Source organism: Mesorhizobium sp. SARCC-RB16n (assembly GCF_008520305.1).
In the GTDB taxonomy this organism is placed as follows: Bacteria; Pseudomonadota; Alphaproteobacteria; order Rhizobiales; family Rhizobiaceae; genus Mesorhizobium.
This window is the reverse complement of sequence record NZ_ML703253.1, coordinates 82154-97370: the sequence shown is the minus strand read 5'-3', so window position 1 is coordinate 97370 and position 15217 is coordinate 82154. Positions and strand designations below refer to the sequence as shown.

Here is a 15217-nt window from a genome sequence, read left to right as displayed (position 1 = left end):
GATTTCGGGGGAAGTAGCCCTGCCTGCCGATTTAACAAGAGCCGCGCCCTCGGGCTGGAGAAGCGGACCTAGGCATTACGGGCTCATGGGGATTGTCTTGCACGACCACCAGACGACAGTGAAGACGCGCGCGTCGCTTGCAGGCACCGGCGTTCACAGCGGCAAAGAAGTTTCTATCAGTTTCCTGCCCTCGGATGCCGACACCGGCATCGTGTTCCAGCTCCTCAATGGGGATGGGCAAGGCCGCGAGTTCCGTGCCCTGTTTTCCGAAATCGGCGCCACCGATCTTTGCACCATGCTTGGCGATCCCTCGGGTGAGCACATCGCCACCGTCGAGCACATCATGGCCGCCCTGTTCGGGCTCGGCATCGACAATGTCCTCATCGAGATCGACGGCCATGAGGTCCCAATCCTCGACGGCAGCGCCATGGCATTCGTCGAAGCCATCGACCAGGCCGGCATCGAGGTGTTGGCCGTCAAGCGCCGCTATATCAGGGTGGTCAAGCCGGTTCGCATCGAGAACGGCGCCTCCTGGGCCGAGTTCAGACCCTATGACGGTACCCGTTTCGAGGTCGAGATCGATTTCGAAAGCCCGGCGATCGGCCGTCAGCTCTTCGCATCGGACATCAATGCCGATATTTTCCGCCGCGACATCGCCCGTGCCCGCACGTTCGGCTTCATGAAGGACGTCGAACGGCTGTGGGCCGCCGGCTATGCGCTGGGATCCTCGCTGGAAAATTCCCTGGTGATCGGTGACGACAACCGCGTCATCAATATGGGCGGCCTGCGTTACCCCAACGAATTCGTGCGCCACAAGACGCTCGACGCCATGGGCGACCTGGCACTGGCCGGTGCGCGCTTCATCGGCTGTTTCCGATCCTATCGCGGCGGCCATCGGCTGAACGCAGCCGCGCTGCGGCGCCTGCTGTCGGACCGCACGGCCTTCGAGATCGTCGAGACGACACGCCGTGAGCGTGGTCGCGCGGCGGAAATGAGCGCCGTCAATGCGCCGCTCTATGCGCCCTGGATGATTTGATTTTCTTAATCTTTTTCGTATTCCATGGCTGCATGGGTGTTGCATGAATGCATCATCCATCAGCGAAATTGCATAGATTTTCACGCCGCAGTCCGCCGCCACAAAAATGTGCGATTGGCTGGACATAGCGTTGCCGGGCAAGGCGGTTATGGTTTATGGCTGCTGCCGTCGATTAGTGCATGTCGCCTAGAAGTGGGGACCAGTTTTGGGGGAACTGCATGCAACGAGCATTAAAATAACGCCGAAAGGGCGGAATCCAATCATGTTCTTCAAGCGAGTCGGTCAATCGAAAGCGCCGCAGCGGTCTGTTTTCCTGGCGCTTTCGGTGGTTGTTCCATCGCTCTTTCTGGCGGCCTGCATGTCGTCGGAGAAAGATATCGACCTGTCGACCTATGTCGATCAGACCGAGCCGGCCGACGTTCTCTACAATCAGGGCCTCGCAAACATGAATGCGGGACGCCTGGACGAGGCGAGCAAGAAGTTCGACGCGGTCGACCGCCAGCATCCTTATTCGGAATGGGCCCGCAAATCGATGGTGATGGGCGCGTTCGCCGATTATCGGAAGGGCAGCTACGACGACGCGATCCAGTCGGCAAAGCGGTACCTGGCCCTCTATCCGTCCACGGATGACGCGCCCTATGCCCAGTACATCATTGGTCTCAGCTACTATCGCCAGATCAAGGACGTGACGCAGGACCAGAAGGAAGCACGCCAGACGCTGCAGACGATGCAGGATCTGGTGACGCGCTGGCCGACGTCGGAATATGTCGACGACGCCAAGGAAAAGATCCGCTTCGCCAACGACCAGCTCGCCGGCAAGGAAATGCAGATCGGGCGCTATTATCTGGAGCGCCGCGAATACATCGCCGCCGTCAAGCGCTTCCGCACCGTGGTCGAAAACTATTCCAACACCCGCCATGTCGAGGAAGCGCTCGCCCGCCTCACCGAAAGCTATTACGCATTGGGGTTGACCTCGGAGGCCCAGACGGCCGCCGCCGTGCTCGGTACCAACTATCCCGACAGCTCGTGGTACAAGGATTCCTACAAGCTGCTGCAGAGCAACGGGCTGGCGCCGCGCGAAAATGCCGGATCGTGGATATCCAAGGCCGGGAAGCTGATCACCGGCGCCTGACCCGCAGAGCATCCGAGCGAAGCGCGCGCAGCGCGCTTTTTCGGATTGATCCGAAGCTCAAACAAAAAGATAGTGCGGCGCTGCGACTCCAACTGTCGGGTGCCGCCTTAAGTCTTTTTGTTTCGTGCCTGTCGTTATCCCGAAACCGGGTCCACTTTGGGCGGCATGCAATAGGTCCGGTTTCTCATGCTTTCCAGACTGTCGATCCGAGATATCGTCCTGATCGAAAAGCTGGACATCGACTTCCAGCCGGGTCTTTCCGTGCTGACCGGCGAAACCGGCGCCGGCAAATCCATCCTGCTCGATGCCCTGTCGCTGGCGCTCGGCGCGCGTGGCGATGCCTCGCTGGTGCGCCATGGCGCATCCCAGGGCCAGGTCATTGCCGTATTCGATGTTCCGCGCAACCATCCGGTGCGGGCGCTCCTTGCCGAAAACGCCATCGAGGATGACGGCGACGTCATCCTGCGCCGCGTGCAGACGGCGGATGGCCGGACCCGTGTGTTCGTCAACGACCAGCCGTCCAGCGTGACGTTGATGCGCGATGTCGGCCGGGCTCTGGTCGAGATCCACGGCCAGCATGATGAACGCGCCTTGGTCGATCCCGGCGCACACCGCGATGTGCTCGATGCTTTCGGCGGCCATCTCGGCGCCGTCCGCTCGACGGGCGAGGCATGGCGGCACTGGCGCGCCTGCGAGCAGGAGTTGACGCGCCATCGCGCCAAGGTGGCAGCCGCGGCACGCGAGGCCGACTATCTGCGCGCCGCGGTCGCCGAACTGACCAAGCTCGATCCGCAGCCCGGCGAGGAAACCGAACTTGCCGAGCTGCGCGCCCACATGATGCGCGCAGAGAAGATCGCCTCCGAAATCCACGACGCGCAGGATGTGCTTTCGGGCCCGTCCTCGCCCTTGCCGCAACTGGCCAGCCTGCTGAGGCGGCTGCAGCGCAAGGCGACCGAGGCGCCCGGACTGCTCGAGGACGTGGTCAAGTCGCTGGATGAAGCAATGTTGTCGCTCGATGCGGCGCAATCGGGCGTTGAGGTGGCGCTTCGCGCCACGGAGTATGATCCACAGCGGCTGGAGAAAGCGGAAGAGCGTCTGTTTTCGCTGCGCGCGGCGTCGCGCAAGCACAGCGTCGCCGTCGACGATCTGGCACAGCTGCGCGACACGATGGTTGCCGATCTCGCCGATCTCGATGCCGGCGAGGAGCGCCTGCACGGACTGGAAAAGCAGGCCGCCGCCGCGCGCGAAACCTATGACATCGCCGCCGCACAGTTGTCCTCGCTTCGCCATGGCGCGGCGGTCGGCCTGACCAAGGCGGTGATGGCCGAATTGCCGGCGCTGAAGCTCGAACGCGCGGCCTTCATCGTCGAGATGAAGAGCGAGGCTGACGCGCGCATGGAGGAGGGCATCGACCAGATCGAGTTCTGGGTGCGCACCAACCCCGGCACGCGGCCCGGGCCGATGATGAAGGTGGCTTCCGGCGGCGAACTGTCACGCTTCCTGCTGGCGCTGAAAGTGGCGTTGGCCGATCGGGGTTCCGCGCCGACACTGGTTTTCGACGAGATCGACACCGGCGTGGGCGGCGCGGTGGCCGACGCCATCGGCCAGCGGCTGGCGCGGCTGTCGAAGCGCGTCCAGGTGCTTTCCGTCACCCACGCCCCGCAAGTGGCGGCGCGCGCGGCAACACATTTCCTGATCTCCAAATCGGGCAGCACCGACCGTGTCGCGACCGGCATTGCCGAGATGGACAGGACGGCGCGGCAGGAGGAGATCGCCCGCATGCTGGCCGGCGCGACGATCACCGACGAGGCGCGCGCCGCGGCCGAGCGGCTGCTGCGCGAGAATACAAACGCGGCATGAGACTATCGGGCGTCATGGGGCGAGTCAGGATATGGCTCCATCCTGCTGTTCAGGAATGATCTTTTCCGAAAACCGGTTCCCACCTTTCGGGATCATGCTCTATTGTGACGCACCACCGTTCAGGAACAAAAAGCATGGCCGAAAAACCTGTCGATTCGCTCAGCGAAAGCGAGGCTGAAGCCGAACTCCAGTGGTTGGCCGAAGAGATCGCCGGTCATGATCGGCGCTACCATGCCGAGGACGCGCCTACGATCACGGACGCGGAGTATGATGCGTTGCGGCGGCGCAACCTTGCCATAGAGGAGCGCTTTCCCAGCCTGGTTCGCGAGGATTCACCGTCGCGCAGGGTCGGCGCGCCGCCGGCGGAAGGCTTCGCCAAGGTGCGCCATGCCGTGCCGATGCTCAGCCTCGCCAAGGCCTATACCGACGCTGATGTCACCGATTTCATCGAGCGCGGCCGGCGCTTCTTCGACCGCGACAAGGATCTCGACATCGCCTTCACCGCCGAACCGAAGATCGACGGGCTGTCGGCCTCACTGCGTTACGAAAAGGGCGTGTTCGTGCAGGGTGCGACGCGCGGCGACGGCGCTGTCGGCGAGGACATCACCGCCAATTTGAGGACAATCGCCGACATTCCCGCGAAGCTCAAAGGTTCAGGCTGGCCCGAAACCATCGAGATCCGCGGCGAGGTCTATATGACCTATGCGGAATTCGAGGCGCTCAAGGCGCGCTCGGCCGCCGTCGGTGGCCAGGATTACGTCAATCCACGCAATACGGCAGCTGGGTCGCTGCGCCAGAAGGATCCCGCCGTCACCGCCAGCCGCAATCTCAAATTCTTTGCCTATGCCTGGGGTTATACGACGACGGATCCGGCACCAACGCAGTACGAATCGGTGCAGAAATTCGCCGACTGGGGATTCAAGGTCAGCCCGCTGATGGTGCGGGCGAAATCGGTCGAGGAACTGGTCGCGCACTACCACCGGATCGAGGAGCAGCGCTCTTCGCTCGGCTACGACATAGACGGCGTCGTCTACAAGGTCGACCAGCTGGAACTGCAGCGCCGCTGGGGTTTCGTCACCGGTGAGCCGCGCTGGGCCGTCGCGCACAAATTCCCGGCCGAACAGGCGATGACGACCGTCCAGAAGATCGACATCCAGGTCGGCCGGACCGGCACGTTGGCGCCGGTCGCGCGGCTTGCCCCGGTGACGGTCGGCGGCGTCGTGGTGGAAAACGTCACGCTGCACAATGAGGACTATATCAAGGGTCTGGACAGCACCGGCCAGCCGATCCGCGACGGCATCGACGTGCGCATCGGCGACACGGTGGTGATCCAGCGGGCAGGGGATGTCATCCCGCAGATCGTCAGCGTCGTCATCGACAAGCGCCCGCCCGATGCCGTGCCGTACGAATTCCCACACACCTGCCCGATCTGTGGCTCGCCGGCGACGCGCGAGATCAACGAGAAGACCGGCAAGGAGGATTCGCGCCGCCGTTGCACCGGCGAGCTGATCTGCCCGGCGCAGGCAGTGGAGGGGCTGCGCCACTTCGTGTCGCGCGGAGCCCTGGATATCGAAGGCCTGGGCGCCGAGAACATCGATATTTTCTTCAATGCCGGGTTGATCAAGACAGCCGCCGACATCTTCACGCTCAGGGAGCGCCGCCCCGCCGTGACCAGGGCGCTGGCCGAGCGGCGCGAGGAACAGGCCAGGCAGCGCGAGGCGGCGTCCGGCAAGACCCGCAAGAATGTGCGCAGCGTCGAGGACCGCAACTATGAGGGTCTCGACAAGCTGTTCGCGGCCATCGATTCGCGCCGCGAGCCGGAGCTCGACCGCTTCATTTTCGCGCTCGGCATCCGCCATATCGGCGAAACCACGGCCGCCGTGCTTGCGCGGACCTTCTCGACCATCGAGGAGCTTATCCGCGTCGGCAAGGAGACAGCGGCGGCGGAGGATCCGCATGCGGTCTTCCCATCGATCAACGGCATTGGCGATACGGTGATCGATGCGCTGCGCGATTTCTTCGGCAATGAGCGCAATGACGACGTGCTCGAGAAGCTGCTGGAGCAGGTCAAGCCGAAGCCGTATATCGTCACCGTCTCGGCCGACAGCGAGGTCGCCGGCAAGACGATCGTCTTTACCGGCTCGCTGGAAAAGATGACCCGTTCCGAAGCCAAGGCAATGGCCGAACGTCTCGGCGCCAAGGTGGCCGGCTCGGTTTCGGCCAAGACCGATCTGGTGGTGGCGGGGCCGGGTGCGGGCTCCAAGCTCAAGCTTGCCAGTGAACTCGGCGTCGAAGTCATCGACGAGGACACCTGGCTGCAGCGGGTCGGCAAGTCGTGACGGACGAAGCGTTCAAAGGGTTCGGCCCCAAGGCCATTCCGTTCCTCAAAGCGCTCGATTTTCACCAGAGCCGCGAGTGGTTCCTGGAGAACCGCGAACTGTTCGAAAAGGAATTGCGCGACCCACTCGGCGATCTCGTCGACACGCTTACGCTACGCTTTGCAGAGGCAGGCCTCGGCCTGCGTGGCGATCGCAAGAAGTCGCTGTTTCGTATCAACCGCGACGTGCGCTTCGCCAAGGACAAGCGGCCTTATAACAGGCATCTCTCGGCAATCCTGTCGCCGGACGGCACCAAGATGGAGCAGGGCGTCTTCTACGTCCATATCGGGCTAGAGGGCTGCTTTGCCGGCGTCGCCTGGTGGCAGCCGGAGGCCGCGCTGCTGTTGGCGATGCGCCGGGCCATCGAGGTGTGGCCAGAGAGGTTTCGCGCCATGGTGAAGGCGTTGAAGGACAATGGCCTCGAACTCGATGCCGAAGGCGGCATGAAACGCACGCCGCGCGGCTTCGAACACATCACGGACAAAGATCTTGTCGCCGCCATCCGCAGCCGGCATTTTGTCGTCCGCCACGTCATCGATCCGGCTGGTATCCACGGGCCGGAACTGGTCGAGGAACTTGTCGATTTCACCTTCCGCGCCAAGCCGCTGCTCGACTGGGGCAGGGCGATCGAGGGCAAGACCGCGAAGGAATGAGTTTCCACGCAAGCGCCGCGACGATCATTTCCGCTGATCGTTTGGCTCAAGCGAATTCGTGTGACACGGCAAGCCGTGCCACCTAAATACCGCCACTCCCTTTGTTCTCGTGCATGTCGTTGTCCCAGAACCGCTACGCACCTTGGGCAACATGCATCAGGAGTGGCCGATGGCGACGGACGTGATTTCAGAGAGCGGCGGCAGAAGCGACTTCTGGCAGGGCGTGCGGCTCTCCATGCCGGTCGTGGTGGCGTCGGCGCCGTTTGCGGTGCTGTTCGGGGCGCTTGCCGTCGACAATGGCTTCTCGGTCCTCGAAGCCTTCCTGATGAGCGCGCTGGTCTATGGCGGCGCCAGCCAGATGGTCGGCATCCAGCTGTTCGGCCAGCATGTCGCGCCGTGGCTGATCGTGCTGTCGATCTTCGCCGTGAACTTTCGTCATGTGCTCTACTCCGCCGGCATCGGCCGGCGCATCGCGCACTGGCCTGTCGTCCAGCAGGCACTCGGCTATTTCATCCTCACCGACCCGCAATTCGCGGTCGCCGAGGCGCGGGCGCAATCCGGCCAGACCGTGGGCTTCGCCTGGTATCTGGGGCTTGGCCTGCCGGTCTATCTGTTCTGGATCGTCGAAAGCGCGCTCGGCGCACTGTTCGGCAAGCTCATCCCCGACACGCATGCGCTGGGCATCGATTTCCTGCTGCCGATCTATTTCCTTGGTCTCGTGATGGGCTTCCGCAAGCGGCCACTGTGGCTGCCGGTGGTCATCGCCAGCGGCGCTGCCTCCATCATCGCCTACAAGACGGTAGGTTCGCCCTGGCATGTTTCCATCGGCGCCGTTGCCGGCGTGCTGCTTGCCGTCATCCTGCCGCCGCACCACAGCGGCGTGGAGACCAGGCCATGAGCACGACATTCTGGATCATCATCGCCGGCGCGATCGCCACCTATCTCACGCGCGTCGGCGGCCATCTGGTCATCTCCCGCTTCGAGAACATCCATCCGCGCGTGGAAGCTGGCCTCAATGCCGTGCCGGCGGCGGTGCTGACGACGCTGGTGGCGCCGGAGCTGCTGCATGCCGGACCGGCGGAGTGGGCGGCGCTGGTCGTCACGGCGGTGGTTTCGTTGCGTGGCGGGCTCATGGCGATGTTTCTTGCGGGTGCGGCGGTGTTGATCCTGGCACGGCAGTTCGTGGGGTAGACGGAGCAGCCGTGGCACGCCTATCGCCGTTTCTTTGCAATCGCAGCGTCGCCCACCCTTCTGATTTCTTGCCGCGATTTGAAGAGCTTGGCGATCCGATCAGAATTCTGTGCCTCCTGCTCATCTTCTTTCCAAGGCCAAACCAGTGGAAGTAGTCCATCAATAGGAATGTCGGTCTCGACACTGTCTAAGATGACGTACCATCGATCGCTCTTGCTGTCGTACTTGTGTTTGGCACCGATCGCTTGGGCGGCTTGCGCGGCGTTCGAATCGCGCTTTTGCGTAACGGCATAGGTGAGGCCGCCGGTTGCGGTCGGGATCGAGAATGCTTTTATCGCTTTGCCGGTCGAGGTTATTTCCTTTCGAAGCTCTATGATGGTGGCCGACAAATCCTCAAGCGCTGCACTGGAAAAATCGTAAAGGTCGATCACCATTGACGCTATCCTCGGCTCGGCGGTTTTCAGCGCAGCAAGCAGATCGGAGATGGCAGGTATCTTAAGGCGCTCCAGAATCCCAAGCGGTCGTTCCGCCATGATCCCCAAGTCGGCTGTGATCATGTAGTCGTCGACGACGGTTGCGAAATCCCGCTCCAACATCATCATGTCAAACTCATCGGACAGCGCGAGCTTGGCTCGGATATGATATCCGAGGAAATTGTACTCGCTGTCCGAAAGTACCTTATCGAAGACCTCTGACCTGCTCTTCAGGTAAAAGATCATTTCGATCGGAGTGGGCAGAAGCCGGGCGACGCAGTCCAGTACGCCTAGGTCCCAGACGACAGGAGCGATATCGTCGCCGCGCTCAAGCATCGTGCCAGAGAGAAAGGTTGAAGCTGGGAAAGGGTCGCTGAGGATCACGACCGGAAAGATGCGTGGCAGGGAATGGAAAGTGAGGACTTTGCCTTCCTGCGTGATGCAGTCAGCGCCTTTGCGGATCAATTTCGCGCATTCGACCGCCTGCCGGTAGGGAGCTTGGATCGCGCCTTCAAAGTCTGTCTTCAATGCGTCCGTATCGCCGGCACGCGCTTTCAAGGTCACGCGCTTCGATTTTGCCTGCGTAACAAGGATGAACTCACCGTAGACAACGAGCACGTCGATTTCGCCGGCAATGTCTTTCGATCCATCGCGGATAGTCACGTTCTCGTAAACATTCTCCGCACCAAAGACCGAACGAAAAATGCGAGCTGTAGCTCTTTCGAGGAATGCCCCTCGATGCAATGCAGCTGTGTCGCGATATGACTTGTCGGCCATCATCCAGTAGAACGGGCTCTCGTAGATAGTCTCGAAAAGCCGGTATTGGCTCGGCACATAGAGGTGTTCGCCGAGGTCGATGATCGGTGCGACGGCCACTTGATTGATCGCAAATGGATCGACGAAGCTGGCGTTCGTCCCCGTGGCGGGAGTGGTGAAGCGCGTGAAGAATGCGTTTGCCTTCTGCCCGAACTTCTTTTGAATATCCGACTTCGAAATCAGGAGGCTATTTGTCAGGTCGCCTTGGGTAAACTTGCGGCCTTCTTTGCGCATATAGCCCATGGCCGTCATTTGGGTATTGATACGATCAACGATGAATTTCGCGATCTCGATAATTGGAAGGATTGAGAGGCCAGCATTCTGCAACAACCATATCGCGTCTTCTCGGTAGCGTTGCCGCGTGAAGCCTAAAAATTGGTGCAAGTATAGACTCTCGGCGCCGTAATAGATCGCCTCGCGCGCAACGAGCCCAATCGACTCAGGGCGTGCGATAAATGTCTCCGTGTCCGCTTCGAATGCGGGCGCACTATCCTGTAAAATGCGATCGTGAAGCTCGCGGAGAAGTTGGTCGGCTTGCACCGCAAAATTGTCGTCAGCCGCCAGCACCAAATAATTTAAATCACTCTGCGACTGAACGCATAGGCCTAACAATAGCAAAAGCTCGTTCTTATTAAGCTTTGACGTGGACCATCGATATTCTGGATCATCTGTTACTCGGCCCTCCTGAGTGTCGACCGTGACGACCCAATCGCGATAAATGATAGCGGAGATTTCGTGCAGAGACCCAGCGCTTTGCGTCAGCACGCGTAGGTCTGCAAAGATTTCGGCAGACGATCGCGGGTTTTGCCCTTCGGGAATAGTTTCCTGTTCCATGCCTTAGGCTTGCCTAGTGGGCGATCCAGCGACTTTTAAGCGATCGTTGCAGGTCGATATCTGGTCAACGCCTTGTTCAGATCAAATCTTCGCGTCGTGCGGCAGCGGTGCCGTCGCCTTTTCCAGCCAGGCCAGCGTTTCGCCGTCGAGCATCGGTCCGATCTCGGCCAGCACGCGGGCATGATAGGTGTCGAGCCAGTGCAGTTCGTCACGCGTCAGCAGATCGGTGCGCACCAGCCTGACGTCGATCGGCGCCAGCGTCAGCGTTTCGAAACCGTGCATGGCGATGTCGCCGCCCTCGATCTGTTCGGCCGGCGTCACCAGGATGAGGTTCTCTATGCGGATGCCGTAGGAGCCTTCCTTGTAGTAGCCGGGCTCGTTGGACAGCATCATGCCCTCGAGCAGCTTTTCGGTGCCAGTGCGGGCGATGCGCTGCGGCCCCTCATGCACGGCCAGGTACGAGCCTACGCCATGGCCGGTGCCATGGGCGAAGTCGCAGCCATGCTTCCACAGCGCCATGCGGGCCACCGCATCGATTTCCGAGCCGCGCGTGCCGGCGGGGAAGCGTAGCATCGAAATGCCGATCATGCCTTTCAGCACCAGCGTGAAGCGTTCGCGCATCTCTTCGGTCGGCTGGCCGATCGGCACGGTGCGGGTGATGTCTGTCGTGCCGTCCTGGTATTGCGCGCCGGAATCGAGCAGGAAGAGTTCGCCGGCCTGCAGTGTGCGGCTGGTGGCGCGCGAGACGCGGTAGTGCATGATGGCGCCGTTCGGGCCGGCGCCGGAAATGGTGTCGAAGGACACGTCGCGCAGCGGCATCTGCGTTTCCTCGCCGGTCTGCCGGCGGGTCTCTTCCAGCCTGGTGACGACCGCGATCTCGTCGAGGGAGCCGGGTTTCTGGCGCTCCAGCCAGCACAACAGCTTGGCCATCGCCGCGCCGTCGCGGCGATGCGCGGCGCGCGAGCCGTTGATCTCAGCCTGGTTTTTGGTGGCGCGCGGGATGCGGGCAGGGTCGGGCGCGGCAATCACCGTGCCGCCATTGTCCTCGACCAGCATGCGCAGCCGGTCGGCCGCCAGCACCGGATCGAGCGCGATTTTCGCGCCGCTTTTTGCAAGCGCCACGATCGCGGCTTCGAATTCGCCGGGCTCATGGGGATCGGCGAGCTGCGTGAGATAAGCCGCCACCTGACGCGAGAACTTGCGGCTGTCCATGAACAGCTGGTGCGATCCGTCGGCGGCGAGGATGGCGAAGCCGAGCGCCAGCGGCGTGTGCGGCACGTCGCCGCCACGGATGTTGAAGGCCCAGGCGATGGAGGAGGGGTCGGTCAGCACCGCATGGGTGGCGCCGTCCTTGCCGATCGCCGCCGCCAGCCGCGCGAGCTTGTCCTTGGCGAGTTCGCCGGCAAAGCCGATCGGGTGCAGCTCGACGGGAGTCACGGGTGCGGCGGGCTGATCCTTCCAGATGATGTCGATCGGGTTCCTGTCGAGCGGAACGAGCACCGCGCCGGTCTTGTCGGCTGAGGCCTGCAGCGCCTTGACTTCGCCGATCGTGTGCAGCCAGGGATCGAAGCCCAGCCGCGCGCCCTTGCCGATGTTATCCCTGAGCCAGACCGCGGGCGGGTTGTCGACCAGGCTCTCGATCGAAAAGATGTCGAGATCGACTTCGTTGCGCACCTGCAGCGTGTAGCGGCCGTCGACGAAGACAAAGGCGCGGTCGCGCAGCACCACGGCGACGCCGGCCGAGCCGCTGAAGCCGGTCAGCCATTTCAGCCGCGCAGAACGATCGGCGACATATTCGCCCTGGTGCTCGTCGGCGCGCGGAATGATGAAGCCGTCGAGGCCATTCGCGGCCAGCCACTGGCGCAGCAGCGCCACGCGCGGCTTGCCGACCGCCGGGTCGCCCGCGGAATCGAAGGTCTGGAACATGATGAGCCTCCTGGTATTCGCGGTATTCGCGCGACCGTAACCTATGGGGCTGTAAATCGGAATCGATTTCCAGCCGGCGCAAACTGCTACAGCGTCGCCTGGCTGACAACCGATCGCGCTTGGTCCAGCCATGCCGAAGAACCGTGCGCGCTTCGGCAAATATCCATTGATGCAAATTCGCAACGGACCCGCGCGGATTTCCTTTTGGAGCTCACCATTGCGTGGTTTCGGCGCAGAACGCCACACTCGGCCTGTCCTATGCCGGCCAGTTCGGACCTGACGCCTTCGACAATGGCTTCAGGGCCAATCTGGGCATCAAGTTCTAAACGGAAGGCTGAGGCGAGCGGACGATCTGACCGAGGTCGGACTCCGTGCCAAGCTGGTGCGAGAGGTCATTTTTTCGGCGTCAGAAGCGCTTGGTGTCCATAGCCAATCGGCAACACCGGTGGGTTAAGTTCGGCCTAATTTAGCTGTTCCGGTTGACTGTCTTTGCCGGCGCAAGGCAAACTTGTCATTCGAGGGACAACGGGGGTTCTCATGAAAAAGACATATGAACGGCCGAAACTTGTGAAGCACGAGAAGCTGTCGGCTGTGACCGCATGTCCAACTCCGTCGCTTTGCCCAATTTAGGTCGGAACAAGAGATAACGCTGCCGCGCAACCTCAGTGCTTGAGGTGGATCGTCACCCAGCCCTCGCGATGCAGGGTTTTCACGTGGCGGAAGTTCTGGCCGACATAGGCCGAGATCACCGCGTCGCGCTGGCGATCGAGAATGCCTGACAGGACGATCGAGCCGCCAAGCGCGATATGCCTTGCCATTTGCGGCGCCAGCCGCATCAGCGGCCGCGCCAATATGTTGGCGACGATGAGGTCGAAGGGCGCGCGCCTGGCAAAGATCGGATGATGAAAGCCCGGCGCGGTCACCGCCTCGATGAGTGCCTTGACGTGATTGAGCCGCGCATTGGCGGCGGCGACCTTGACCGCCACCGGATCGATGTCGGTGGCCAGCACCGGAATATGCGCCAGCTTGGCGACGGCGATCGCCAGCACGGCGCTGCCGGTGCCGAGGTCGAGCGCGTTGCGCGGGTGCTCGCGGCGCACGACGTTCTCCAGCATTTCGAGGCATCCGGCGGTGGTGCCGTGATGGCCAGTGCCGAAGGCAAGGCCCGCCTCTATCTCGATGGCGAGTTCGCCGCTGCGACGCTTCCTGCTGTCATGCGCACCATGGACGAAGAAACGGCCGGCGCGCACCGGCTTCAGGCCTTCCAGAGAACGCGCCACCCAGTCGATGTCGGGCAGCGCTTCGCGCTCGACCGGTCTCGACAAAGCGAGGCCGGCGAGAATGTCCTTCAGCCGCGCTTCGGCCGCGTCGACGTCACCATCGGCGTAGAGCGAGACCTCGTGGATGTCGGCGTCTTCGTCGACCTCCAGCACCGCGATCGGCAGGCCTTGATCCTCGAAGGCGGTTTCGAGCGCCGCGAAAATGCGTTCAGCCTCGATCTTTCCGGTGGTGAAATGGAGCCGGGTCTGGGTCATGCGAGTTTTGTCAGCCCTTCGCGGCAAGGCGCTTCAGCTTCTCCACGGCCGTGCTGGCATTCTCGCCGTAGGCGATCGTGCCCGCGAAGTCGCCCTTGGCGTTGAGCAGCAGCACCGAGGCGGTGTGGTCCATGGTGTAATCACCGTCGCCGGTGTCGACTTTCTTCCAATAGATGCCGAACGCCTTGGCCATGGCATGGACCTTGTCCGGGTCGCCGGTGATGCCGGTGATGCGGTCGGAGAAATTGCTGACATAGGCGTTCATGACCTGCGGCGTGTCACGCTCTGGATCGACCGAGACGAAATAGGCATGCAGGTTCTTGCCGTCGTCGCCGAGCGACTTCAGCCAGCCGGAGAGCTCGAACAGCGTCGTTGGGCAGACCTCGGGGCAATGGGTGAAGCCAAAGAAGACGACGCTGGGCTGGCCCCGGAAAGCGGCCTCGGTGATCGGTGCGCCTTTCTGGTCGACCAGGGTGAAAGAAGCGCCGAACGGTTCGCCGCCATAGTGGCCGCGATACCAGTCGAACGTCAGCCAGCCGATGCCGGCGGCCATCAAGACGAGAATGCCGACCAGGATAGAACGCATCATCAGAAAAGTCCGTCCGTAATGTCATGGCGCGCCGACCAAAACCGTGCGCCTCTTGTTCGGCCACAGTCTTAGCGGTTTGGCTCCGCACGGCAAAGTGCCGCGTTGCCGCAACCGCCGCGGTGTTGACGCATCTGCTTGCAAAGCCGCACAGTCCGCCCCACCTGAGACCGGCAACTCGAACCGAGGAGGCTTCTTTGCTCGAACTGATTGGGCTCGAACGGACTGGGCGAAAACTGGCTGGGCGAAAACTGATCGGCGGCGCGTTGGCCGCCTGCGTCCTGTTTGGCGCCGGTAGCGCCCTCGCCGAGGAAGTCGGCAAGGTCGGCGTCGACTGGGTCGGCAACGACATCATGATCGACGCGATCAAGGACCCCAAGGTCGATGGGGTGACCTGCCATGTCGCCTATTTCGACCGAAGCGTCATCGACCGCCTGCACAAGGGCAACTGGTTCGAGGATCCCAGCGATTCCTCGATCTCGTGCCGCCAGACCGGCCCGATCACCATCGGCGACATCGATATGAGCGAGGGCGGCGAGGAGGTGTTCAAACAAGGCCTCAGCCTGATCTGGAAGAAGCAGGTGGTGAACCGCGTATACGACAAGAAGAACGAGACGCTGATCTATCTGTCGCACTCGCGCCAGGTGCAGAACGGTTCCGCCAAGATGTCGGTTACCACGGTGCCGCTCTACGGCCAGAGCGTGGTGTGGAGCAACAGCAAGCCGAAATAGGCGGGTTGGACTTTTCCCGGTACTGTTCTGACCGATGATTGGCCCCGCTTGCGGGACCAATCGCTC

The 15217-nt window shown here is 62.1% G+C and carries 12 protein-coding genes; 8 read left to right on the top strand and 4 right to left on the bottom strand.

The annotated features are described in order from the left end of the window. Nucleotides 1-85 precede the first annotated feature (85 nt). The 7 genes from lpxC (at nt 86) to C7I87_RS00430 (ending at nt 8250) form a co-directional block, all read left to right on the top strand. Complete coding sequence (gene lpxC, locus C7I87_RS00460; protein WP_149902337.1) at nt 86-1036, top strand: UDP-3-O-acyl-N-acetylglucosamine deacetylase; 951 nt, start codon at nt 86-88, stop codon at nt 1034-1036. A gap of 262 nt (nt 1037-1298) precedes the next feature. Further along, nucleotides 1299-2168 (top strand): outer membrane protein assembly factor BamD, encoded by an 870-nt coding sequence (locus C7I87_RS00455; protein ID WP_149902336.1) that lies wholly within the window; start codon nt 1299-1301, stop codon nt 2166-2168. Nucleotides 2169-2354: 186 nt separating this feature from the next. Then, nucleotides 2355-4028, top strand: coding sequence for a DNA repair protein RecN (gene recN, locus C7I87_RS00450; RefSeq protein WP_149902335.1), 1674 nt, complete (start codon nt 2355-2357; stop codon nt 4026-4028). Between the two features lie 134 nt (nt 4029-4162). Then, nucleotides 4163-6367 carry an NAD-dependent DNA ligase LigA gene (ligA, locus tag C7I87_RS00445; protein WP_149902334.1) on the top strand — a complete coding sequence of 735 codons (2205 nt, stop codon included), beginning with the start codon at nt 4163-4165 and terminating at the stop codon, nt 6365-6367. Further along, nucleotides 6364-7059 (top strand): DUF2461 domain-containing protein, encoded by a 696-nt coding sequence (locus C7I87_RS00440; protein ID WP_149902333.1) that lies wholly within the window; start codon nt 6364-6366, stop codon nt 7057-7059. Before ligA ends, C7I87_RS00440 begins: the two co-directional genes overlap by 4 nt. A gap of 169 nt (nt 7060-7228) precedes the next feature. Continuing rightward, nucleotides 7229-7957, top strand: coding sequence for an AzlC family ABC transporter permease (locus C7I87_RS00435; RefSeq protein ID WP_149902332.1), 729 nt, complete (start codon nt 7229-7231; stop codon nt 7955-7957). After that, the gene (locus tag C7I87_RS00430) at nt 7954-8250 is read left to right on the top strand and encodes an AzlD family protein (RefSeq protein ID WP_149902331.1); all 297 of its coding nucleotides are present in this window, start codon (nt 7954-7956) and stop codon (nt 8248-8250) included. The genes C7I87_RS00435 and C7I87_RS00430 overlap by 4 nt, the downstream gene beginning before the upstream one ends. A gap of 20 nt (nt 8251-8270) precedes the next feature. Here the strand turns inward: C7I87_RS00430 and C7I87_RS00425 are convergent, their stop codons facing one another. From C7I87_RS00425 to C7I87_RS00410, 4 genes are all read right to left on the bottom strand, one after another. Continuing rightward, on the bottom strand, nt 8271-10373 hold the full coding sequence (locus C7I87_RS00425; RefSeq protein WP_149902330.1) for a nuclease-related domain-containing protein: 2103 nt from the start codon (nt 10371-10373) through the stop codon (nt 8271-8273). 81 nt (nt 10374-10454) lie between these two features. Continuing rightward, the gene (locus tag C7I87_RS00420; RefSeq protein ID WP_149902329.1) at nt 10455-12299 is read right to left on the bottom strand and encodes an aminopeptidase P family protein; all 1845 of its coding nucleotides are present in this window, start codon (nt 12297-12299) and stop codon (nt 10455-10457) included. Nucleotides 12300-12961: 662 nt separating this feature from the next. After that, nucleotides 12962-13834, bottom strand: a complete 873-nt coding sequence (locus C7I87_RS00415; RefSeq protein ID WP_149902328.1) for a 50S ribosomal protein L11 methyltransferase — start codon at nt 13832-13834, stop codon at nt 12962-12964. Nucleotides 13835-13844: 10 nt separating this feature from the next. Then, on the bottom strand, nt 13845-14423 hold the full coding sequence (locus C7I87_RS00410) for an SCO family protein (RefSeq protein ID WP_149902327.1): 579 nt from the start codon (nt 14421-14423) through the stop codon (nt 13845-13847). 233 nt (nt 14424-14656) lie between these two features. On the opposite strand from C7I87_RS00410, the gene C7I87_RS00405 reads away from it, so the two are divergent. Next, nucleotides 14657-15151: a CreA family protein gene (locus C7I87_RS00405; protein ID WP_188393683.1), complete on the top strand. Its 495-nt coding sequence runs from the start codon at nt 14657-14659 to the stop codon at nt 15149-15151. The last annotated feature ends 66 nt before the right edge of the window (nt 15152-15217 follow it).

Excerpts from the sequence above, each read along its gene's own strand:
- lpxC (WP_149902337.1), top strand. The coding sequence starts at position 86 with ATGGGGATTGTCTTGCACGACCACCAGACGACAGTGAAGACGCGCGCG.
- C7I87_RS00455 (WP_149902336.1), top strand. The coding sequence starts at position 1,299 with ATGTTCTTCAAGCGAGTCGGTCAATCGAAAGCGCCGCAGCGGTCTGTT.
- recN (WP_149902335.1), top strand. The coding sequence starts at position 2,355 with ATGCTTTCCAGACTGTCGATCCGAGATATCGTCCTGATCGAAAAGCTG.
- ligA (WP_149902334.1), top strand. The coding sequence starts at position 4,163 with ATGGCCGAAAAACCTGTCGATTCGCTCAGCGAAAGCGAGGCTGAAGCC.
- C7I87_RS00435 (WP_149902332.1), top strand. The coding sequence starts at position 7,229 with ATGGCGACGGACGTGATTTCAGAGAGCGGCGGCAGAAGCGACTTCTGG.
- C7I87_RS00430 (WP_149902331.1), top strand. The coding sequence starts at position 7,954 with ATGAGCACGACATTCTGGATCATCATCGCCGGCGCGATCGCCACCTAT.
- C7I87_RS00425 (WP_149902330.1), bottom strand. The coding sequence starts at position 10,373 with ATGGAACAGGAAACTATTCCCGAAGGGCAAAACCCGCGATCGTCTGCC.
- C7I87_RS00420 (WP_149902329.1), bottom strand. The coding sequence starts at position 12,299 with ATGTTCCAGACCTTCGATTCCGCGGGCGACCCGGCGGTCGGCAAGCCG.
- C7I87_RS00415 (WP_149902328.1), bottom strand. The coding sequence starts at position 13,834 with ATGACCCAGACCCGGCTCCATTTCACCACCGGAAAGATCGAGGCTGAA.
- C7I87_RS00410 (WP_149902327.1), bottom strand. The coding sequence starts at position 14,423 with ATGATGCGTTCTATCCTGGTCGGCATTCTCGTCTTGATGGCCGCCGGC.